General features: G+C 65.2%; 19 protein-coding genes. 8 read left to right on the forward strand and 11 right to left on the reverse strand.

The window, feature by feature from the left end; translation table 11 throughout:
- Positions 1-102: 102 nt before the first annotated feature.
- Genes ACLBKT_RS00275 through ACLBKT_RS00290 form a run of 4 tightly spaced genes read right to left on the reverse strand, consistent with a single transcriptional unit; the run spans position 103 to position 4,446 of the window.
- A complete protein-coding gene (locus ACLBKT_RS00275; RefSeq protein ID WP_410181002.1) occupies positions 103-1,521 on the reverse strand; it encodes an efflux transporter outer membrane subunit in 1,419 nt (472 codons plus the stop codon).
- A 4-nt stretch (positions 1,522-1,525) separates the two neighbouring features.
- Complete coding sequence (locus tag ACLBKT_RS00280; RefSeq protein WP_410181003.1) at positions 1,526-2,512, reverse strand: efflux RND transporter periplasmic adaptor subunit; 987 nt, start codon at positions 2,510-2,512, stop codon at positions 1,526-1,528.
- A gap of 51 nt (positions 2,513-2,563) precedes the next feature.
- Entirely contained in the window at positions 2,564-3,295 is a 732-nt protein-coding gene (locus ACLBKT_RS00285) for an ABC transporter ATP-binding protein (RefSeq protein ID WP_410181004.1), read from the reverse strand.
- Positions 3,296-3,309: 14 nt separating this feature from the next.
- Positions 3,310-4,446, reverse strand: coding sequence for an ABC transporter permease (locus ACLBKT_RS00290; protein WP_410181005.1), 1,137 nt, complete (start codon positions 4,444-4,446; stop codon positions 3,310-3,312).
- 95 nt (positions 4,447-4,541) lie between these two features.
- On the opposite strand from ACLBKT_RS00290, the gene ACLBKT_RS00295 reads away from it, so the two are divergent.
- Together ACLBKT_RS00295 and ftsH are read left to right on the forward strand one after the other, a co-directional pair.
- Positions 4,542-5,219, forward strand: a complete 678-nt coding sequence (locus ACLBKT_RS00295; protein ID WP_410181006.1) for a TetR/AcrR family transcriptional regulator — start codon at positions 4,542-4,544, stop codon at positions 5,217-5,219.
- Positions 5,220-5,326: 107 nt separating this feature from the next.
- Positions 5,327-7,282 (forward strand): ATP-dependent zinc metalloprotease FtsH, encoded by a 1,956-nt coding sequence (ftsH, locus tag ACLBKT_RS00300; RefSeq protein WP_410181007.1) that lies wholly within the window; start codon positions 5,327-5,329, stop codon positions 7,280-7,282.
- Between the two features lie 126 nt (positions 7,283-7,408).
- Here the strand turns inward: ftsH and ACLBKT_RS00305 are convergent, their stop codons facing one another.
- The 4 genes from ACLBKT_RS00305 to ACLBKT_RS00320 all read right to left on the reverse strand — a co-directional run bounded on the left by ACLBKT_RS00305 (position 7,409) and on the right by ACLBKT_RS00320 (position 10,672).
- A complete protein-coding gene (locus ACLBKT_RS00305) occupies positions 7,409-8,467 on the reverse strand; it encodes a DUF3667 domain-containing protein (protein ID WP_410181008.1) in 1,059 nt (352 codons plus the stop codon).
- Positions 8,468-8,532: 65 nt separating this feature from the next.
- Positions 8,533-9,264: a ParA family protein gene (locus ACLBKT_RS00310; protein ID WP_410181009.1), complete on the reverse strand. Its 732-nt coding sequence runs from the start codon at positions 9,262-9,264 to the stop codon at positions 8,533-8,535.
- Positions 9,265-9,462: 198 nt separating this feature from the next.
- A complete protein-coding gene (rpoZ, locus tag ACLBKT_RS00315; protein ID WP_410181010.1) occupies positions 9,463-9,807 on the reverse strand; it encodes a DNA-directed RNA polymerase subunit omega in 345 nt (114 codons plus the stop codon).
- A gap of 88 nt (positions 9,808-9,895) precedes the next feature.
- Complete coding sequence (locus ACLBKT_RS00320) at positions 9,896-10,672, reverse strand: hypothetical protein (RefSeq protein ID WP_410181011.1); 777 nt, start codon at positions 10,670-10,672, stop codon at positions 9,896-9,898.
- Between the two features lie 228 nt (positions 10,673-10,900).
- Between ACLBKT_RS00320 and ACLBKT_RS00325 the strand changes: the two genes are divergently transcribed.
- The 3 genes from ACLBKT_RS00325 to ACLBKT_RS00335 all read left to right on the forward strand — a co-directional run bounded on the left by ACLBKT_RS00325 (position 10,901) and on the right by ACLBKT_RS00335 (position 14,843).
- Positions 10,901-12,121: a phospholipase D-like domain-containing protein gene (locus ACLBKT_RS00325; RefSeq protein ID WP_410181012.1), complete on the forward strand. Its 1,221-nt coding sequence runs from the start codon at positions 10,901-10,903 to the stop codon at positions 12,119-12,121.
- A 154-nt stretch (positions 12,122-12,275) separates the two neighbouring features.
- Positions 12,276-13,631 carry a sulfatase-like hydrolase/transferase gene (locus ACLBKT_RS00330; RefSeq protein ID WP_410181013.1) on the forward strand — a complete coding sequence of 452 codons (1,356 nt, stop codon included), beginning with the start codon at positions 12,276-12,278 and terminating at the stop codon, positions 13,629-13,631.
- A 66-nt stretch (positions 13,632-13,697) separates the two neighbouring features.
- Positions 13,698-14,843 carry a diguanylate cyclase domain-containing protein gene (locus ACLBKT_RS00335; RefSeq protein ID WP_410181014.1) on the forward strand — a complete coding sequence of 382 codons (1,146 nt, stop codon included), beginning with the start codon at positions 13,698-13,700 and terminating at the stop codon, positions 14,841-14,843.
- Position 14,844: 1 nt separating this feature from the next.
- On the opposite strand, the gene ACLBKT_RS00340 is transcribed toward ACLBKT_RS00335, so the two are convergent.
- Positions 14,845-16,365: a replicative DNA helicase gene (locus tag ACLBKT_RS00340; RefSeq protein WP_410181015.1), complete on the reverse strand. Its 1,521-nt coding sequence runs from the start codon at positions 16,363-16,365 to the stop codon at positions 14,845-14,847.
- A gap of 148 nt (positions 16,366-16,513) precedes the next feature.
- Between ACLBKT_RS00340 and ACLBKT_RS00345 the strand changes: the two genes are divergently transcribed.
- The 3 genes from ACLBKT_RS00345 to ACLBKT_RS00355 are packed head-to-tail and all read left to right on the forward strand — an operon-like array spanning position 16,514 to position 18,218.
- Positions 16,514-17,047, forward strand: coding sequence for a UPF0262 family protein (locus ACLBKT_RS00345; protein ID WP_410181016.1), 534 nt, complete (start codon positions 16,514-16,516; stop codon positions 17,045-17,047).
- A gap of 20 nt (positions 17,048-17,067) precedes the next feature.
- Positions 17,068-17,796, forward strand: coding sequence for a glycoside hydrolase family 25 protein (locus tag ACLBKT_RS00350; RefSeq protein ID WP_410181017.1), 729 nt, complete (start codon positions 17,068-17,070; stop codon positions 17,794-17,796).
- Complete coding sequence (locus ACLBKT_RS00355) at positions 17,796-18,218, forward strand: cytidine deaminase (RefSeq protein ID WP_410183618.1); 423 nt, start codon at positions 17,796-17,798, stop codon at positions 18,216-18,218. The genes ACLBKT_RS00350 and ACLBKT_RS00355 overlap by 1 nt, the downstream gene beginning before the upstream one ends.
- Here the strand turns inward: ACLBKT_RS00355 and ACLBKT_RS00360 are convergent.
- The gene (locus ACLBKT_RS00360; RefSeq protein ID WP_410181018.1) at positions 18,215-19,354 is read right to left on the reverse strand and encodes a M14-type cytosolic carboxypeptidase; all 1,140 of its coding nucleotides are present in this window, start codon (positions 19,352-19,354) and stop codon (positions 18,215-18,217) included. The genes ACLBKT_RS00355 and ACLBKT_RS00360 overlap by 4 nt on opposite strands.
- A complete protein-coding gene (locus tag ACLBKT_RS00365; RefSeq protein ID WP_410181019.1) occupies positions 19,354-19,986 on the reverse strand; it encodes a hypothetical protein in 633 nt (210 codons plus the stop codon). The genes ACLBKT_RS00360 and ACLBKT_RS00365 overlap by 1 nt, the downstream gene beginning before the upstream one ends.
- Between the last annotated feature and the right edge of the window lie 32 nt (positions 19,987-20,018).

The following is a 20,018-nucleotide window of genomic DNA, read 5'->3' on the forward strand; positions in this document are numbered from 1 at the left end:
AACCCGTTCGGGCTGAGCTTGTCGAAGCCCTGCACTTTCTTTTGAGCAATAACTCCGAAGACAAAGCAGTCCTTCGACAAGCTCAGGACGAACGGCGATTGATCACTGCAAGGCTACGACCTCGCCGCCCAACGCCTGCCACAGCACGATCCGCGCGCGCTGCGCCCGGCCCAACGCAGCGGCCGCGCGTTCGCCGCTGGCATCGGCGGCGCGGCGCGCTTCGAGCACTTCGAGGAAGCTGGCGAGACCCGCGCGGTAGCGGGTCTCGGCAAGGCTCGCTGCGCGGGTCAGCTGATCGCGTTCGGCCACGGAAAGCTGGGCTTCCTTATCGGCGGCAGTGACCACGCCATAAGCGGCCTCGGCATCGCCAAGCGCGGTGAACACCGCCCCGCGATAGGCGGCGAAAGCGGCGCGCTTGTCGGCAGCGGCAGCGTCGATCCCGGCGCCCACCCGCCCGAAATCGAGCAGCGGTCCGGCGATCCCTGCCGTCAGCGTCCCGATGATCGAATCGCTGTCGAAGAAATCCTCGGGATCGAAGGCGAGCAGCCCGATCACGCCGGAGAGTGTGATGCGCGGGAAGCGCGCGCGCGCGGCGGCGGCGAGATCGGCGTCGCTCGCGGCGAGGTTGGCAGCGGCGGCGGCGACATCGGGCCGATTGGCGAGCAGGTCTGACGGGAGCCCGGCAGGCGCAGGCGCAGGGGCCAGCACCGGCGCGGGGGCGGCGAGCGCCGCGCGGACACTGGCGCCGTCCTGCCCGGTCAAGGTGACCAGCCGACCGACCAGGCGCGCGCGTTCGCTGTCCAGTGCGGCGAGGCGCACGGCGGAGGAGCTCGCGGTCGCTTCCGCCCGGACGCGGTCGAACCCCGGGGCGATCCCGGCATCCTCGCGCACCTTGGCAAGGCTCGCGAGCTGCCGGGCGGCTGCGGCGTCAGCCTCGATGGCGGCGGCGCGGGCATCAAGCACGCGCCAATCGGTCACGCTGGCGGCAATCTCGGCCAGCAGTGCCAGGCGCACGCCTTGCGCCTGCGCGCTGGCGGCATCGATCCGGGCAATCGCGGCGCGTTCCTGCGCCTTCAGCTGCCCGAACAGATCCGGGTCCCAGCTGGCGACGATATTGGCACCATAGGAGGATTGTTCGCGCGGAATGAAGCCCTGCTGGCCCGCCTGCCCGAACTGCGCCGGGTTGATGCGGTTGCGGGTGACATCGCCATCGGCGGTGATGTTCGGCAGCCGGTCGGCCCCGGCGCGGCGCGCGCCCGCGCGGGCGCTGTCGATCCGGGCGAGCGCTTCGGCGAGGCTCGGCCCGTCGGCGATGGCCGCTTCGGACAGCGTCTGCCATGCCGGATCGCCCTGCGGCATCAGCGCGGCAAGCTCTGCCCCGGCCGCGCTGTCGGGCTGGTAGAAGAACGCGGGCGGCAGATCGGGCGGCGGGGTGGCGATCTCCGGCGCAGGGTTGGCGATGCAGGCCGCGAGGGTCAGCGGCAGCATTGCTGCGGCGAGGGCGGTGGGCAGGCGGCGCATCGCCTTAGTTCCCCTGCTTGGCAGGCTGGCCGGGCTTGGCGGGGATGAAGGCGTCGATCTGCTGGCCGACCCGGAAGGCATCCGACGGCGGCAGCGCGTAGATCAGCTGGAGCACCCGCACATCGACCCGTTCCGCCGCCGAGTTGGTGAGCGAGCGCTTGGGCACCACTTGCGGTTCGGCCCGCACGAAGGTGGCGTTGACGTGCAGCTCCGCCGCACCGCGCGGGGAGATGACCGCCGGTTCGCCCAGAGCGACACGTGCCACTTCGTTCTCGTCGATATCGACGCGGACGTGAAGCGGATTGGTCTCGCCCATCTGGATGAAGGGCTGGCTGCTGCCTCCGCCCTGCGTGGCGACGAACTCGCCGGGGCGGATATTGACCGCGAGGATCTCGCCCGCAATCGGGGCGCGGACCACGAGCCGCTCAATCTCGGTGCGGGCGGCGGCGGCGGCGGATTGCGCGGCGGCAAGTCGCGCGCGGGCGAGGCCGAGGCGGCTGGTCGCGGCGGCTTCCTCACCTTCGGCGCGGATCACTTCGGCGCGGCTGACCGCAGCGGGGTCCGAGAGGCTGCGATAGAGCGCCAGCTGTTCGCGGGCGGTTTTCTGCGCCGCGCTGGCTTCGGCAATCGAAGCGCGTGCTTCATTGATCGCGGCCGCGGCCTGATCGAGGCTCGCACGGGCGGCGCGGGCATCGACCGTGAACAGCACTTCGCCCTTGGCCACGCGGTCCCCCGGACGCACGCGGACATCGGTGACAAGGCCCGACAAGGCCGAGCCGATGTCGATCACTTCGCTCGACGGCTCGACAATCCCGGCCCCCGCCACGCGCGGCTGATTGGCCAGCGTGCCGACCGCCTTGGGGGGCTGTTCGACCGGCTCGGACGTGGAGCGGTCGGGCAGGCCGACGAAGATCAGCCAAGCGCCGATGGCGAGACCGATCAGCGCCGCAATCGGCAGGATCTGGCGGGCAAAGCTTAGGTTGCGGAACATGGCGTCCTCGGCGGATTCAGGAGGGAGAGGGAAAGGGTGTCTGGGGCGGCATTAGTGGCCATCGGGCATTTCCCTGCCGTCATGCGTGATACGCCCGTCTTCCAGCACGATGATGCGGTCAGCGAGATCGAAGATGCGGTTGTCGTGCGTGACGATGATGCAGGCCCGGTCGGGCGCCACGGCGACTTCGCGCAGCAGATCCATGACCCGGCGGCCCGACGAGGCATCGAGCGCAGCGGTCGGCTCGTCACACACCACCAGCCGGGGCTCGTGCACCAGCGCGCGGGCGATGGCGACACGCTGCTGCTGCCCGCCCGAAAGCTGGCGCGGCAGCTTGTCGGCCTGATTGCCGATATTGAGCTTGTCGAGCAGCACCTTGGCCCGCTCGCGCGCTTCCTCGCGCGGCATCCCTTGCGCGATCAGCGGGACGGCGGCGTTGCTGGCGACATCGATTGAGGGGATCAGGTTATACTGCTGGAAGATGAAGCCGATGTTGTTGAGGCGGAAATTCACAAGGTCGGTGTCCGACAGCTTGTAGATGTCGGTGCCGAACACCCTCACTTCGCCCTCGGTCGGCCAGAGGATGCCGCACATGATCGAGATCAGCGTCGTCTTGCCCGATCCGCTTTCGCCCACGACATAGGTCATCTCGCCCGGGCGGATGTCGGTATTAATGTCATGCAGCACCCGGATGGTGGTCTGCCCGGTCTCGAAATCGCGGGAGATGCCGCGCGCGCAGATCGCCGCTTCGGGCGCGCAGCCGCCTAGTGTCGTCGTGTCCATGGTCGCCTCCCCGCTCACCTGAACACCGATGCCGGTTCGGTATTGAGCACGCTGCGGATGGCGATCAGGCCGGTGATGGCGAGGATGACCACCACGGCGGCCAGACTGATGAGCGGGATCTGCCAGGGGATGTAGAAACCCTTGAAGAACGGATTGCCACTGAACGCCTTGATGAAGGCGACCGTGCCGACCACACCCAGCGAATAGCCGATGATGCCGACCATGCCGGCCTGGGCTGCGACCATCTGGATGATCTTGGAGTTGGTGACACCGATCGCTTTCAGCGCGCCGAATTGCTTGATGTTGTCGCGCAGGAACAGGCTGAAGGTCAGGCCGACAATCGCCACGCCGACAACAAAGCCGAGGAACACGGTGATGCCGAAATTGGTCGGGATGCCGGTGTTCTCGATGATGAAGTTGACGCCCGCTTGCGAAAATTCCTCACGGGTCTCGGCCTTCAATCCGGTCTCGGCCTCGATCCGTGCGGCGACCTCTTGCGGCGTCTGCCCTTCGCTCACGCCGACGAGCACGAAGCTCAGCCGGTTGCGGGTGCCAGGGACGAAATTCAGCGCATTGGAATAGCGGGTGTAGAGCACCACGGTGCTGGTGAAGCTGGGGATCGAATCCGCAATGCCGCGGATGACGGCGCGCTGGTCGTTGAGCTCCAGCCGCTCGCCAATCGGGTCTTGTTCGGGCGGGAAGAAGCGGGTGGTTCCGGTGTCGTCGATCACCACGCTGTCGGGCGCGAACATCACCGATTTGTCGCCTTTGGCCATGCGCTCAGGCAGGCCGATCAGCGTCGAATCGTCCACCCCGATCACCGCCACGCCTTCCAGATCGCCGTCCGCCGTGCGCACATTGGCGACCGCGCGCAGGTGCGGGACGGCCCATTCGACCCCCTTGACCGAGCGCACCCGGTCGAGCGCCGTGCTCGGCATGGCATATTGCACATCGGTGGTGCGGCTGACCGGGTCCATCACCCACACTTCGGCCTCGGGCGCGTTGTAAACACCGCTCGCCCCGCGCTCGACCAGATTGACGAAGATCGTCATCTGCTGGGTGATGAGGAGCGTGGAAAAACCTATACCGAACAACAGCCCATAGAACTTCTGGGCGTCCCCGGTGAGCATCCTGATGGCGATCCAAAGCACGGCGGCAGGAACCTTTATCAGCGGAGAGGGTTGCGCGAGGGAGAGACTCGCACCATTATTGAACGGCAGCGTTTAACTGAACGGAGCCGTTCATTTTGTCAATCGGGCGTTCAGCCAGTCCTGAAAAAAAACTTGTTCGCCGAAAAGCGGGTCGACCTCTTGATGCCGCCAAGCGTGCGGCGATTGTCGAGACTGCGGCGCATCATTTTTTCCATCACGGCTATGCCGCGACCGCGATTGAACAGGTCGCCGCTGACGCGGGCGTATCCAAGGTCACGATCTACAACCAGTTCGGCGACAAGCGGGCGCTGTTCACCGCGGCGGTCGAATGTGAATGCGAGAAGATTCGCGGGCATTTCTCGCTCGAAGGCACCGTCCACGGGACGGTCCGTGAGCGGCTGACTGCGATCGGCCAGGCGATCTGCGCCTTTCTCTCCCGCCCGGAAATGATCCAGTTCGAACGTCGCGTCGCTGCCGAAACCGAGGTTGAACCGGCTATCGGTGCGGCCTTTCTCGAAGCCGGGCCGTGGCGAATGAAGCATGCCTTTGCGGCCTACCTCAGCCATGCGGTGGCGGCAGGCGAGCTGGCGATCCCTGATCCCTTGCTGGCGGCCGAACAATTTGTGTCGATGTGCAAGGGCATGGGCGATCTCGAACGTCGCTTCGGCGCTCTCGTCACCCCGGAAGCGTGCGATCAGCGGATCGCAGGTGCGGTCGATGTGTTCCTCGCCGCCTATGGCAATCCGGCGGAGCCGTGCGCAGCGGATCGATAATTCGCATCACGCTGTTCGAAAATTAGCATCATGCCCCAGCTTGCGCATTATCTTGCCATTCACCAAGCGCGTCCTACATTGCAGGTTGACGAAAGGAATCCCTTGCAATGAGTCAGCAAAACGATCCCCAGCCGCAAGGCGACGGCCCCAACCCCTGGGTCAAGCAGCTGATGATCTGGGGCGGGATCTTCCTTGCCCTGCTGCTGGTCGTGACCATGTTCAGCAACGCGGGCCAGACAACGGGGACCGCGATCCGCTATTCCGATTTCCGCGCCGCGGTCGCCGAAGGCGAAGTGCAGGACGTGCAGATGGGCGCCGAGCTCATCACCGGAACGCTCAAGAATGGCGAGCCATTCAGCACAGTGCCCGTGCCCAATGATGTCGAAATCACCAAGCTGATGGAAGACAATGGCGTGCGCTTCACCGGCACGCAGCGTGAGGGGCAGAACGTTCTGCTGTTCATCCTGCTCAATTCCCTGCCGTTTCTGCTGATCCTCGGCATCGCGTTCTTCGCGCTGCGTCAGGTGCAGAAAGGCGGCGGCGGCGGCGCGATGGGCTTCGGCAAGTCCAAGGCCAAGCTGCTGACCGAACGGTCGGGCAAGGTCACCTTCGATGATGTCGCCGGCATTGATGAAGCGCGCGAGGAATTGCAGGAAATCGTTGAATTCCTGCGCGATCCGCAGCGCTTCTCCAAGCTCGGCGGCCAGATCCCCAAGGGCGCGCTGCTGGTCGGCTCGCCCGGTACCGGCAAGACGCTGCTCGCCCGCGCCATCGCGGGTGAGGCGGGCGTGCCGTTCTTCACCATTTCGGGCTCGGACTTCGTGGAAATGTTCGTCGGCGTCGGCGCCAGCCGCGTGCGCGACATGTTCGAACAGGCGAAGAAGAACGCGCCCTGCATTGTGTTCATCGACGAAATCGACGCCGTCGGCCGTTCACGTGGCAACGGCCTCGGCAATTCGAATGACGAACGCGAGCAGACGCTGAACCAGCTGCTGGTCGAAATGGACGGCTTCGAAGCCAACGAGGGCATCATCATCATCGCGGCGACCAACCGTCCCGATGTGCTCGATCCGGCGCTGTTGCGCCCGGGTCGCTTCGATCGTCAGGTGGTTGTGCCGATCCCGGATATCGACGGGCGCGAGAAGATCCTCGCTGTGCACATGAAGAAGGTGCCTCTGGCTCCCGACGTCAATTCGCGCGTGATTGCGCGCGGCACGCCGGGCTTCTCGGGCGCTGATCTCGCCAACCTCGTCAACGAAGCTGCCTTACTGGCTGCCCGCCGCAACAAGCGGCTGGTGGCGATGCAGGAGTTCGAGGACGCGAAGGACAAGGTCATGATGGGCGCCGAGCGTCGCAGCATGGTCATGACTGACGATGAAAAGCGGATGACTGCCTATCACGAAGCCGGTCACGCGATCGTCTCGGTGCACGAGCCTGCGTCCGATCCGATCCACAAGGCCACCATCATCCCGCGCGGCCGCGCGCTGGGCATGGTGATGCGTCTGCCGGAACGCGACAGCTACTCCTACCACCGGGACAAGATGCACGCGAACCTCTCGGTCTCGATGGGTGGCCGCGTGGCGGAAGAGATCATCTTCGGCCATGACAAGGTCAGTTCGGGCGCTTCGTCGGATATCCAGTATGCGACCAAACTGGCGCGCAGCATGGTGACCCAGTGGGGCATGTCGGACAAGCTCGGCCCGCTCCAGTATGAGGAGCAGTCCGAAGGCTATCTGGGTTATGGCGCATCGCAGCGGACATTCCGTTCGGGCCAGACCAACGAATTGATCGATAGCGAGATCAAGGGTCTGGTCGAAGGTGCTCATGCCCGCGCGACCGATATCCTCAAGACCAACGAAGATCAGCTCCACCTGCTGGCTCAGGCGTTGCTCGAATACGAGACGCTGACGGGCGATGAGATCAAGTCGCTGCTCGAAAACGGCAAGATCGACCGTCCCGATACGCCGCGCGGCCTCAGCGTTCCGGCGCAGGTGCGCGGCTCGGCGATCCCCCGGGCGGGCAAGCGCTTCGGAAAGGGTGATGAGGCACCGCAGGGCGCCTGATCCCTTCACCACACACACAAAAGGGCGCCGGGAGCAATTCCGGCGCCCTTTTCCGTGGATGCCAGCGTCATGCCGCCGACGCCTTTGGCGCGACGGTCCGCAGCCGTGTCCCCTGCCTCTGACGCCTCAGAACGCGCCCAGCAGGCCCAGAATGATCACGAACAGGGTCAACACGATCTGCATCGAGAACAGCAGCAGCACGCTTAGCCGCCACAGCGCCGAAAACCGGCTGAGGCCATAGGCTTGTCGCAGCTGCTTGTAGAGATGCAGCGGCACGGCAATCAGGAACAGCAGCGCCGCCCAGCCACCGCCGTTGGGAATGGTGCTGAGGATCGACATGACGATGAACAGCAGCGACATGAAGCTCAGCGAATAGGTGACGAACACCGCGTGGTCATAGGCTTTGAACTGCCGCCGCCATGCGAACATGATCCACAAGAACGGCACCGATAGCGGGATCAGCAACCAGCTGAATTTGTACCCGTTGGCCTGGAGCTTGTAGAGCATGAGGCCGGGGTTCTTCTTCCACTTTTCAAGCAGAACCTTGTCAAACCACGGTATGCCCGTGTTGACGCTGACGACCTTATCCGCCTTGTCGCTCGGGCTTCCCGCCTTGGCGAAGACGAGATTGAGCCCCTTCAGCTCATTGTCGATTTCCGCGCGGCGGGGGCTTTTGGCGGGTAGCGAGGCGCGCTCCTTTTCCAGCGCTTCCATCTGGCTGCGCACCTCGGTCTGAACCGGATTGTCGCCGTCCGATCCGAACAGGTCGTTCGCAATATCGGTCGGCGCGCCGATCCCGACCATCTGAAACACGGCAAACATCGCGAAGACCGTGAACAGGAACATGGCCATCGGGCTGACGAATTTGGCGCGCTCGCCCGCGATGTAGCGGCGGGTGAGCTCCCCGGGCTTGAAGGTCAGGAGCGGCAGGGTCTCCCACAGCTTGCCATCGAGGTGCAGCACGCCGTGCATGATGTCATGCCCGATAGCGGCAAGGCTGCGATGGATGTGGGCCTTCTGACCGCATTCGGGGCAGAAATGGCCGTGAAAGGAGGTGCCGCAATTCGCACAGGTAACCAAACCTGCCGGCGAATGGCTGCCGAGCTCGCCGGCGCGAGGCTCGACCGCGCGGGCCAGCAGGCTGCCTTCGATCGCCGCGCCGATTCCCTCGCCCAATCCGCTCATGCCGCGCGCCCCTGTGTCTGCAAACGCGCCTAGTATAGGCTGTTTTTCCGCACCTGCGAAAGCGACTATTTGTCGGCCAGCTTGCGTTCGATGGCGGTCCAGAGTTGGGCAATCGCGCGCGCCGCCGGAGAGCGCGGGGCGAAGGCGCCGACCGGCTTACGCTCGACCGCACATTGCTCAACCGCGCTGGCGAGCGGGATGGCGGGCCAGTTCGGATTGGCGTCGCGCGCCTCCTTGTGCAGGCTTCGGCGCAGATCGAGCATGGCGAGCAGCGGCAGGATCGGTGGATGCCCTTTCCCGGCCCCGCGCACTTCCTCGACCACGACTTCAAACGCCCGCGCCGACAGGGGCGAGGGCGGCAGGGGAACGATGATAAGATCGGCAGCACGGATGATCTGGGCGCTCAGCTCGTTGAGAACAGGCGGACAATCGAAGATGATCCGGTCATAGTCCTTGCTCAGCACCGCCGTCAGCTTGGCCAGCCGTTTCTTCTTGCCGATCCGGTCAAGCGTGCGATCAACCGCGCGAATGCTTTCGTCCGCGGGGAGGAGGTCGAGATTGGGAAAGGCAGTGGGCTGGATCAGCTTGGCCGGATCGCCGCCTTCGGCAAACATGCTGTCTGCGCTGCGCTTCTTCTTGGGGTCGACGTTGAGCAGAAAGCCCGAACCATTGGCGGCGTCCAGATCCCACAGCAGCGTCTTGCGGCGCGAGATGCTGGCCGAACACCAGGCGAGATTGACCGCCAGGGTCGTCTTCCCGACGCCGCCCTTGACGCTGTAGACCGCAATCGATGCCATGCGCCTTGCCGCCGCCCCCGATATGACCGCTTCGTTACAGCGCTATGGGATAACGCGGCGAGGCCCGAAGGCAAGCGCAGGCGAAGCAGGGTCAAGAAGTGGTCAAGCGGAGGCCAAAACGACCAAGGGGCGGTCCCGGCCGGTGAACCCCGGCCTGGACCGCCCCTCGAATTGGGCCAATATCTTCAAGCGAAACGCTTACCCGTCGTAATCACCACCAAGCGAGGAGGTGCGTGCCGGTGCCGAGGCGGTGATCCGCAGCGCTTCCGCCGACTGGCTGAGCGAACCGATTTCATCGGCCTCATCCTCGTCATCGGGCAGGATCTTCTGAAGGCTGGTGACGAGCGCTTCATGCAGCATTCGCGGGCCAATGGTTTCCTCGGCGATTTCGCGGAGAGCGACGACCGGGTTCTTGTCGCGGTCACGATCGATGGTCAGCTCGCTACCGCCCGAAATCTCGCGCGCACGCTGTGCGGCAAGCAGGACGAGGTCGAACCGGTTGGGCACCTTGTCGACACAATCTTCAACGGTAACGCGTGCCATGGGCAGCCTTTTGTCAGAATCGGGACGGGAAATGAAGCGCGCAGCTAGGCACGCAGGGCCGCGAAGTCAAGGAAAAGGGGGGTATCCCTCAGCGCGTCCAATCCTCCGCCAACAGGCGCGCGGTGGTCATGGCCACTTCCATGGCGGTCGCATTGAAGCGCAGGCGGTAGAGCGTTGTCAGATAGGTGCGGTCGAAGCGTGACATTTCTGACTGGGGTTTCGCGTTGGCGCGGAACAGCGTCAGGATCGAGCGCGGCGCGCGGCCGGCCACCTCGTCGATCTCGCGCGTCGGGGCGAGCAGCCGCAGGGTGATATAATCGGCGACCTGCACCGGCGAAAACTGCGCGCTCGCCGCCAGATCCATCATCACCGCCGCACTGCGGATGTTCTTGCGCGTGTTGCGGTCCACCCGCCCGCGCGGGCTGGCGACGATCACCTCGACATCCTGGAAGGCATAGGCCGGATCGCGGGACCGCAGCACCCGGTCGACCTGATGGCGCTTCATCCGCCCGATGAACTGGCGACCGCTGCGGCGATAATCGATGATCCACTGGCGCGCGTCCGCCCGGATGATCACCAGCGCGTTGGGGCGGCAGCCGCGCTTGGCGATGGTCAGCCCGGCGGCGCGGGCATTGGCAATGATCCGCCGTCCGATCAGCACGCCGCGTTCGGGATCGTCGATCGCGAGCGAGAGGCACAGCGGCACGTTGAAACGGGCGAGCGGCTCGCGTGACTGCGCGCGTCCCGAAACCGCACGCACAAGCGCGCTTGCCGCGCGAACATCAATGATCCGCTCGCGCTCGACCACGATTTCGCTTTCGTCCGGCGGTGCCAGTTCAGCCGGAGGCGCGGCTTCCTGTGCCATGATCGCTGGTGCCGCGAGCGCCGCAGTCAGTAACCAGCCAAGAAGCAAAGCGGCCCGCATAGTCTGATGATATCGTGAGGCAATCATGAGCCATGTCTGAACATGGCACGCGGGACGTTCGCTGACGCGACCATCGACAGCGGGCGGCGATTCCGGCGAAAGCCTCGCGCTGATGCGCTTTGTCGCAGCGGGCAGTGGCTTTGTGTTCGCCGCGCGCTACAAGGCGGCATGGCCACCGCTCCCGCTCCCGCCGCCGATTCCGCCCCTTCCAGCCAGCAGGCGCCCGATTATTGCGATCTGGATTCCTTCAAGATCGCCGCCGCCGGGCACGAATTCACCTTCTACCCCCACGGGCAGGATCGGCTGAAGGCGCTGGTGGCTTTGATCGATGGCGCGCAGGACAGCCTCAAGCTGTTCTATTACCTGTTCGACAGTGACATCTCCGGCACGATGGTGCGCGACGCGCTGGTCGCCGCAGCGCGGCGCGGGGTCGCGGTTGACCTGATCGTGGATGATTTCGGCAATGACGCGGGCGCCGAGTTCTTCGCCCCGCTGGAGGAGGCTGGCGGCACCTTCGCGATCTTCTCGCCCAAGTGGGGCAAGCGCTATCTGGTGCGCAACCACCAGAAGTTCGTGATCGCCGACAGCGCGCGGGTGATGACGGGCGGGGCCAACGTCTCCGACCATTACTTCGCGATCCCCGCCGACAATGGCTGGTGCGATCTGTCGGTGCTGATCGAAGGCGCGGTGGTGGACCAGTTCCTGCGCTGGTTCGACCTGTTGCAGAAATGGGTCGCGAACGAGGCCAAGGGACGCACCAGCCAGCTCCGCCGCCTGCGCGATATCGTCAAGGAATGGGACGGCGCCGCCGAGGGGACGGAGGGGACCGTGCGACTGCTGGTCGGCGGGCCGCTGGTGCGGCGCGGTCATTGGGCGTGGTGTCTGCGGCAGGATCTGGTCAAGGCCAAACGGCTCGACACGGTCTCGGCTTATTTCTCCCCGCCCCGCAGCTATCGCCGCCAGATGGCTCAGGTCGCACGGCGCGGCGAGGTGCGGATGATCATGGCAGGCAAGTCCGACATCGCGGCCGCGGTCGACATGGCGCGGCTGCTCTATGGCAAGCTGCTGCGCGCCGGGGCGAGGATCGCCGAGTTTCAGCCGTGCAAGCTGCACATGAAGCTGATGGTGGTGGATGATGCGAGCTATGTCGGCAGCGCCAATCTCGACAAGCGGTCGTTCCGCATCAATGTCGAGCTGATGGTGCGGATCGAGGATGCCGGGCTGGCCGCCAAGCTGCGCGAGCTGATCGACCACATGGAGGCCTCCAGCGTGCCGATGACGCGCGAACGGTATGAACGGGAAAGCACCTTCATCAACCGGATGCGCTGGCGGTTCGCTTACTGGATGAGCCTTGCCGATTACCGCATCAGCAAGGTGGGCGCAGGGTAGCCTCATCGGCAGCAGTCCGTAATTTAACCGCCTGCTAACCTTGTTTGGTTAGAGGCTGTGGCCGACGAGACGGTCGCTTCCGCTCCCTGCATCAGGTTCGATAGCCCCTGCACGCGGCACGGCGAGGCGCTCCGACCCGAGGAGCCGAGCAGCCGTGCAGCAAGCCATTCTGACCCGTTTCCGCCTGGCTCCCATGACGCCTGCGACGCAGCCCGCACTGGTGAACTGGCTGCTGGTCTGGGTGGTGCTGGCCAATCTCGGCTTCAGCCTCATGTACTTCATCGGCGGCCCTCCGCGCGTTATGTCGATCTTGGTGTTCGGCGCTGCGGGGCTGCTGGTGCGCAATCACTCATGGCTGGTCCGTTGCCTGACCTTCATTGCCGCCTTGGCATATGCTGTGATCCTGTACGTCGGATCATTGTTCAACCTGTCGATTTTCTCGCTGAGCCGGTCGGCCGTGTTCATGAGCGAATTGAATGCGTTCAATTCGCTCGAATACGTGCTGGTTGGCGCCTTTCTAATCGGTCTTGTCATCGCCGCATGCCTGCTCCTGCGCCGGCCGGCGCGCATTTCCGACCCGCGCGCGATCCTTGTCGCAGCAGCGGCAGTCGCGACGGTCGCGCTGTTCGATTTCTGGATGGGGATCGGCGCGCGCGGCCATTACAGCCGGCTTTACGCGGAGGATTCGGCTTTTTCCTCGGCTGTGACCCATTCGCAGATCGCTCCGGCTTCGGGCAAACTGGAGCGGCACTTGCTGATCGTCATGGTCGAAGCGCTTGGCGTTCCGGTGGATAATCCCGAGATGAGCCGGCTGATCTTCTCGCGCTACCGTGCCCCTGCGGTCCAATCGCGGTTCGAGGTGCGCTCCGGTACCACCACCTATTACGGTTCAACCACTTCAGGAGAGATCCGCGAATTGTGTGGGCGTTGGGGCGATTACGATGCCCTGGTAACGCAGCGAGACGATACCTGCCTGCCGGCAAGGTTGGCGCGCGGCGGGGCCCAGACCACAGCCTACCACAGCTTTGACGGCCAGTTCTTCGACCGCGACAAGTGGTATCCCAACATCGGCTTCGACAAGCAGTTGTTCCGCAGCGAACTCGCCCGAGGCGGCGCCGAAGCCTGCGGCGGCGTGTTCCCCGGCGTGTGCGACCGTGACGTTCCGCGCCAGCTGGCCGCCCACCTGAAGGCGGCCCGCAAGCCCCAATTCGTTTACTGGCTGACGGTCAACACCCACCTGCCGGTGCCCGAGCGCAACAATCTCGATACCGAAAATTGCGAGCGGGTTTCGCCCAAGCTGGCCCGCGACTATCCGATGATCTGCCGCCAGATCGCGATCTGGGATGCGATCGATGCGGCGATGGTCAAGGAGATCACTGCGGCCGATTTCCCGCCGACCGACATCCTGCTCGTGGGCGATCATATGCCGCCCTATTTCGACCGCAAGAGCCGCACCCAATTCGCGCCCGACCGTGTGCCTTGGCTGCTGCTCAAATGGCGCGGCGAATGATGGGATCGGAGCGGATTTTGCCGGTGCTTAACGCGTATTTCACCGCTCCTGACTAATCCCAGAAAGATGAGGGGGCTCACCAACATTTTGCGCCGCCGGTTCGTGCCGCCGGTCCCGGATACGATCCGAGATGATTTCACGATCCTGCGCGCGCGCCGTGTCGAGAGCCAGTCTCCGATGATGTATCTCATGCTGCTCGCCACCACGCCGACGGCGGCTTGGGCGGGCGCGGCCGATCTGCACTGGGCAATCAAATACGGAATGCCCGCGCTGCTCGCAGTGCTGTGCGTGCTCGGCCTGATCGAGAACCGCGTAACCCGCAGCCGCCAGCTCAGCCTGCGCCGCGCCCGGCTGATGGTGAGGAAGACCTCCAGCGTTTCGGGCATGGTGGGGGTGATGTGCAGCAGCTGGGCCGTGATCAACTGGCTCGCTTCGCCGCCGGAAAGCCATGCCAGCTTTGCCATGATCATCGCGATGGGCGCGCTGGCGACGGCCTATTGCCTCTCGGCAATCCGCTTGGCCGCCATCGTCAATCTCGTGATCGGGGTCGTGCCGATTTCCATGCTGATGCTGACGTCGGGCCGCCCGGCAGAGATGGCGGCGGCCACCAGCCTGATCCTTGCGACTGCGATTCTGGTCCGCTTCATCCTGCAAGGCCATGTGATGCTGGTCGATCTGCTCCAATTGCAGCAGCAAACCCGCGACCTGGCGCACACGGATCCGCTGACGGGCCTCGCGAACCGCCGCGCGTTGGAAGGGCGGATAGCCGCGCTGCTGGGGAAGGGCGATGCCGTGGGCGAGTTCCGGCTGGCACTGCTCGATCTTGATGGGTTCAAGCCGGTCAATGACCGCCACGGCCATGCCTTTGGTGACAAACTGCTGCGCAGCGTGGCCGAGCGGCTGCGCGAGACCATTGGTGACGATGGATTGGTGGTCCGGCAGGGCGGTGACGAATTTGCTGTGCTGATCCCGCCCCATTCGCCGCTCAACGAGGCCCCGATCGCAGCGCGGATCCTGATCGCGCTGGCCCGCCCGCATGAGATCGACGGCGTACCTGTTCAAGTTGGCGCCAGTGTCGGTGTGGCGCGCTGGCCCGCTGACGGTGCGAGCGCCGACGCGCTGTTCGAACATGCCGACCGTGCACTTTACCTCGCCAAAGGTCAGTCCCGCCCGACGCCGGTGCCGATAGAAGTGGTTGCGTTGACCGCCTGACCTACTCGTGCCCCCAGTCCGAATAATCCTTGTAATTCGGCGAGGTGAACTTGGTGATGTCGCTCTGGAAGTGGAGCGGGACATTGCCGGTTGAGCCATGGCGCTGCTTCGCCACGATCAAGGTGGCGCGGCCGACGAGTCCTTCGAACTTCTCTTCCCACGCGCGGTATTTCTCCTGCACATCGGGGGTGGAGCTTGCATCGGGCGTGTCGGGCTTGACCAGCAGGTGGTAATAATCGCCGCGGAAGATGAACCACACCATGTCGGCGTCCTGCTCGATCGAGCCGGATTCGCGCAGGTCGGATAGCATCGGGCGCTTGTCTTCGCGCTGTTCGACCGCGCGGGACAGCTGCGACAAGGCGATCACCGGAACCTGCAGTTCCTTCGCGAGCGTTTTCAGGCCCCGGCTGATTTCCGAGATTTCGTTCACCCGGTTGTCGTTGGCGCGACCCGAGCCTTGCAGCAGTTGCAGGTAGTCGACGATGATCAGGCCGATATCGTGCCGCCGCTTCATCCGCCGCGCGCGGGTGCGCAGGGCCGAAATCGTCAGCGCGGGGGTATCGTCAATGTAGAGGGGCAGTTCGGCGAGGCGCTGGCTGGCATAGGACAGCTTCTGGAAATCCTCGCGGCTCAGTTTACCGCTGCGCAGGGCTTCCGAGGAAATCTCGGCTTGTTCGGCCAAGATACGCGTTGCCAGCTGGTCGGCGCTCATTTCCAGACTGAAGAAGGCGACCGGCGCGCCGTAATTGAATTCGCCTCCGTCGCGCTGCCATTCGAGATGCTTTTCCGCGCAGTTGAAAGCGATGTTGGTGGCCAGCGAGGTCTTGCCCATGCCGGGACGCCCGGCGAGGATGATAAGGTCGGAATTGTGCAGGCCCGACGTCTTCTGGTCGATCGTCGCAAGCCCGGTGGTCTTGCCCGACAGGCCGCCACCCGAATTCATCGCCGCTTCGGCGAGCTTGATCGCGTGCATCGCCGCTTCACGGAAGGTCGAGGCCTCGCGCCCCGTCGCCGCCCCTTCGGCCACGTCGAACAGCGCCGCTTCGGCCTGCGCGATCCGGTCGAGCGGTGAGGTATCCTGCGAAGTATCGAGCGCGCCTTCGACCAGACCGCGCCCGACGCTCACCAATTCGCGCAGCAGGGCGAGGTCATAGATCTGCTGCGCGAGTTCGCGCGGGGCGAGCAGGCCTGCGCCGCTGGCGGTCAGCTGCGCCAAATAGCTGGTGCCGCCCAGTTCCTTGAGCGCCTCGTCCGCCTCGAAATAGGGGCGCAGCGTGACCGGCGAGGCGGTGGCGTTGCGTTCCAGCAGCGCCAGCACGCGGGTGTAGATCCGCTGGTGCAGGCCTTCGAAGAAGTGATCGGCGCGAATCGGCACCTGCAATTCTTCCAGCACCCGGTTGTCGATCAGCACTGCGCCGAGAAACGCCGCTTCAGCCTCGAGATTATAGGGCAACTTGCGCGCGACCGCGTCGCCGTCGGTGGCTTGCGGCTTGATCGGGGTGACTTTTTCGGGTTCGGCCATCGGTGCCTGATGCGCCGCAGCGACCCCTTCGCGCAAGGGTGCACCGCGCCAATATTTATTTCGCACGCTGTGGATAGTGGGGAGAGTGTGTCCTCAAGCCTATCGAAGTGCTTGAAGTGCGCCCCTTCCATCTGCGAAGGCAGGGGCTATGGCTGCACCGCCGTCCGATTCCCTGCCCCTGTCTCCCGCGCCCGGCGCTGCGGGGGCGCAGCGCATTGCGCAGGTGACGCTCGATGAAGCGACGATCCTGTGGCGCAATGCCGATGTCGAGCAGGAACGCCGGGTGGCGATCTACGACCTGATCGAGGAAAACACCTTCAAGCCGGTTCGCTCCGCCGAACGCGGGAGCAGTGGTCCGTATCACCTGCACCTGTCGGTCACCGACGGACGGCTCGGGATGGATATCAGCGATACGGCGGGCCAACTGCTGGAAACCCTGCTGATCGGCATGGCCCGGTTCCGTCGCCCGATCCGCGAGTATTTCGCGATCTGTGACAGCTATTATCAGGCGATCCGCAAGGCGACTCCGGCCGAGATCGAGACGATCGACATGGCGCGGCGCGGCATCCACAATAATGCGGCCGAATTGCTGCTCGAACGGCTGGAGGGCAAGGTCGAAACCGATTTCGCCACGGCGCGGCGGCTGTTCACGCTGATCTGCGTGCTGCACATCAAGGGCTAGGGCGGGGGAGCACCGGGGGCATGGCGGCATCCAGCGCAAAGGGCGCAAAGCGCACGCGCAGCCGCGGCGGGCTCCGGCGGCGCTGGCTGCTGCGGATGGCAGCGCTGGCGGTATTGTTCGGCCTCGCCTTTGCGGGATGGCTGTGGTGGGACATGCGCGCCTGGCGGCCGGACGAGACGCTTTATCCCGAACAGGGCGCGCTGGTGCCAGCGGGCGGCGGTGAGGTGCGATTTGCGACGTTGAAGGCGGTGGGCGCGCAGTTCGTCTATCTGCCGCTCGCCGCCGGCGCATCCGGCGGCTTTGCCGACCGCTTCGCCCGCGCGCGCGAGGCGGGCTTGCAGGTTGGCGTGGTGCTCGATTTCGATCCCTGTCTGGGTGCGGATGCGCAGAGCGGGATGTTCGCGCAGATGGTGCCGCGCGATGCCGATCTGTTGCCGCCCGCCATCGGGCTTGCGCGGCTGGCCGATAGTTGCACCCCCAAGGTCAGCGATGCGGCGGTCGAAAGCGAGCTGATGACGCTGATCAACCAGATCGAGACCCATGCCGGGCGGCCGGTGATCCTCAAGCTGTCCCCCGCCTTTCAGGACCGTCACAACACCGCGACCACGCTGGCGCGGGATCTGTGGCTGGCGCGAGACCGGGCGCGACCCGACTATGCAGGTCGTCCGTGGCTGCTATGGAGCGCCAACAGCGCGCTGGTGACAGAGGCTGCGGCAGAGCCGGTTGAATGGGTGGTGGTGCAAAAGTGATGCTCGACGACGCGCAGGAGGAGGCCCTGATCATCGCCGCTTTCGCTGCGGCGGAGCAGGCCTATGCGCCCTATTCGGATTACCCCGTCGGCGCGGCGCTGCTGTTTGATGACGGCGCGGTCGTCACCGGCTGCAATGTCGAAAACGCGAGCTATGGCCTTGCCCTGTGTGCCGAGACGGTCGCGGTCGCCAAGGCGATGGGCGAGGGGCGGCGCGGCGGTCTGGTGGCTGTCGCGGTGGTGGGGCTTAAGGCGGATGCCGAGCCGATCACACCCTGCGGGCGCTGCCGTCAGGTGTTGAACGAAGTCGCCGCCTTGGGCGCGACCGATCCGCTGGTGCTGTGCGTCAGCAAGGACGATGTGCGGCGCGTGACGCTGTCAGCGCTGCTGCCGCACGCCTTCGGGCCATCGCACCTCGGCTAGGCGTCTTTCCCCTCCAGCCACTCCACCAGTGCGGCCATGCATTCGCGGCCCAGCAGCTTGCAGCGTTCCGGCGACCAGCCTTGCTCGGGCTCGGGGAAGTCGGCCAGGTCCTTGTAGGGCATCTCCAGCGTCATCGCGACCGCGCCGAAGCGTTCGGCCACCTGATTGGTGCTCATCGACAGGTTGGCGCGGCCGGGCGAGGCCTTGGGGTAGCCGAGCTTGGTCTGGAAATCGGGCGTGCGGCGGTCAAGGATACGCTGATAGCGATCATAGCCATCGCCCTGTGCCTGCGTCCACGAGGGGATGCCGTCGAACCCGGCGATGAAGACGGCCGGGATCGCCTCGTCCGCGTGCACGTCCATCGCGAAGTGGACGCCGGTCTGGTCCATGCGGTTGCGGATCGCCAGCACCTCCGGCGCGCGTTCCGGAGTCGGTTCGGCCCATTCGCGGTTGAGGTTCGTGCCAACCGCATTGGTTCGCAGATGTCCCCGCCGTGAACCATCCGGGTTGCAATTGGGCACGATGTGGATGCGGCAGGCCTTGCGCAGCGCCCGCGCAACCGGATCGGCGGGATCGGTCAGGCAAGCGATCGCGCCTTCCATCCACCATTCGGCCTGTGTCTCGCCCGGATGCTGACGCGCATAGAGCCACACCTGCGTGTCGCCCTCGCCCAGTTCGAGACAGTCGATGGGTTGTCCATCCAGCGTGGTGCCGAGCCGGACGTAATCGACCCCCTCGCACGCTGCCGCCTCGGCGATCAGATCGTGGTGCCGCTCCATCGAGTAGGGTGCGAAATAGGCGCACCAAAACACATCGGTGGCGGGCAGGTAACGCACCGTCAAGGTGCCACCATCCTCGTCCTTGTCGAAGGTGCTTGCCGCCCGCGCCCAATAGGCGCGGTCTTCGCTGACGCAGGCGTCATAATCCGGCCAGCCACCGGGATAGGCGCTGGCATTGAGGCCGGTAAGCTTCAGCACCACTTCCTCGCCCGCCTTCGCGCTTACCCGGAAGTGAAACCACTGGAAGAATTCGGATTCGTTATCGCGCCGGATCGCTAGCCGCGCGGTCGCGCCGTCGATCCCGAGCACCTCAATATTGCCGCTATCGAACCCGGCATCGATGAAAAGAGCAGTCATTATCGTCCTTGAAGCTTCTTGGCGTCGATCGTCACCGTCTCGCCATTGCCACCGGGAAAGTCCTTGAACAACCCGGCAGCGAGCGTGCGGGCGCTGGTATCGACCTGCGAGTAGGGCGACTTGACCCCGGTGGCCAGCTGCGCGCGGCCTTCCCACAGGGTGGTGCCGTCGGTCTGGCCGATCCGCACCGACAATTCGGTCACGGCATTGGCGCCCTCACGCCCACCTCCGAGATTGATGCCGACCCCCATGCCGAGGCCCGAGCCGAAGCTGCCGGTCTGCCCGCCCACGCCGACGCTGACCGGGCCGCGGTCACGCACGGGCGCGGCGGCAATCGGCGTACGGGTGGTGCGGATCGCGGCGACCTGCCCGGCGGGCATGCCTTCCGCGACCACGGTATAGCCCAACCGCGCCAGCTCGGCGCTGACGGCGGTGGCAAAGGCACTGCGCGCGTTTTCGTTCGTCACCGCGTCGGGGAAGGTGATCGCGATCGTGCCTTGTCCGAGCCCCGCCGGGCTGGGGGCGACAAAGCGCGTGACTTCGACCGGGCCCGTGTAAGGCGTTGTCGCGCAAGCCGACAGCGCCAGCGCGGCTGCGGCGGCGAAGGGAGCAAGCAGGCGGGCAGGCAGCATGACGCAGGTTCCTTTTGTGGCCCGCAGACTAT

Origin of the sequence: Erythrobacter sp. W302b (assembly GCF_046452395.1) — a bacterium.
GTDB lineage: Bacteria > Pseudomonadota > Alphaproteobacteria > Sphingomonadales > Sphingomonadaceae > Erythrobacter.

Coding starts and splice junctions, on each gene's coding strand:
- ACLBKT_RS00285 (WP_410181004.1), bottom strand. CDS start 3,295: ATGGACACGACGACACTAGGCGGCTGCGCGCCCGAAGCGGCGATCTGC.
- ACLBKT_RS00335 (WP_410181014.1), top strand. CDS start 13,698: ATGAGGGGGCTCACCAACATTTTGCGCCGCCGGTTCGTGCCGCCGGTC.
- ACLBKT_RS00280 (WP_410181003.1), bottom strand. CDS start 2,512: ATGTTCCGCAACCTAAGCTTTGCCCGCCAGATCCTGCCGATTGCGGCG.
- ACLBKT_RS00365 (WP_410181019.1), bottom strand. CDS start 19,986: ATGCTGCCTGCCCGCCTGCTTGCTCCCTTCGCCGCCGCAGCCGCGCTG.
- rpoZ (WP_410181010.1), bottom strand. CDS start 9,807: ATGGCACGCGTTACCGTTGAAGATTGTGTCGACAAGGTGCCCAACCGG.
- ACLBKT_RS00355 (WP_410183618.1), top strand. CDS start 17,796: ATGCTCGACGACGCGCAGGAGGAGGCCCTGATCATCGCCGCTTTCGCT.
- ACLBKT_RS00310 (WP_410181009.1), bottom strand. CDS start 9,264: ATGGCATCGATTGCGGTCTACAGCGTCAAGGGCGGCGTCGGGAAGACG.
- ACLBKT_RS00305 (WP_410181008.1), bottom strand. CDS start 8,467: ATGAGCGGATTGGGCGAGGGAATCGGCGCGGCGATCGAAGGCAGCCTG.
- ACLBKT_RS00325 (WP_410181012.1), top strand. CDS start 10,901: ATGGCCACCGCTCCCGCTCCCGCCGCCGATTCCGCCCCTTCCAGCCAG.
- ACLBKT_RS00275 (WP_410181002.1), bottom strand. CDS start 1,521: ATGCGCCGCCTGCCCACCGCCCTCGCCGCAGCAATGCTGCCGCTGACC.
- ACLBKT_RS00350 (WP_410181017.1), top strand. CDS start 17,068: ATGGCGGCATCCAGCGCAAAGGGCGCAAAGCGCACGCGCAGCCGCGGC.
- ACLBKT_RS00340 (WP_410181015.1), bottom strand. CDS start 16,365: ATGGCCGAACCCGAAAAAGTCACCCCGATCAAGCCGCAAGCCACCGAC.
- ACLBKT_RS00320 (WP_410181011.1), bottom strand. CDS start 10,672: ATGGCACAGGAAGCCGCGCCTCCGGCTGAACTGGCACCGCCGGACGAA.
- ftsH (WP_410181007.1), top strand. CDS start 5,327: ATGAGTCAGCAAAACGATCCCCAGCCGCAAGGCGACGGCCCCAACCCC.
- ACLBKT_RS00360 (WP_410181018.1), bottom strand. CDS start 19,354: ATGACTGCTCTTTTCATCGATGCCGGGTTCGATAGCGGCAATATTGAG.
- ACLBKT_RS00345 (WP_410181016.1), top strand. CDS start 16,514: ATGGCTGCACCGCCGTCCGATTCCCTGCCCCTGTCTCCCGCGCCCGGC.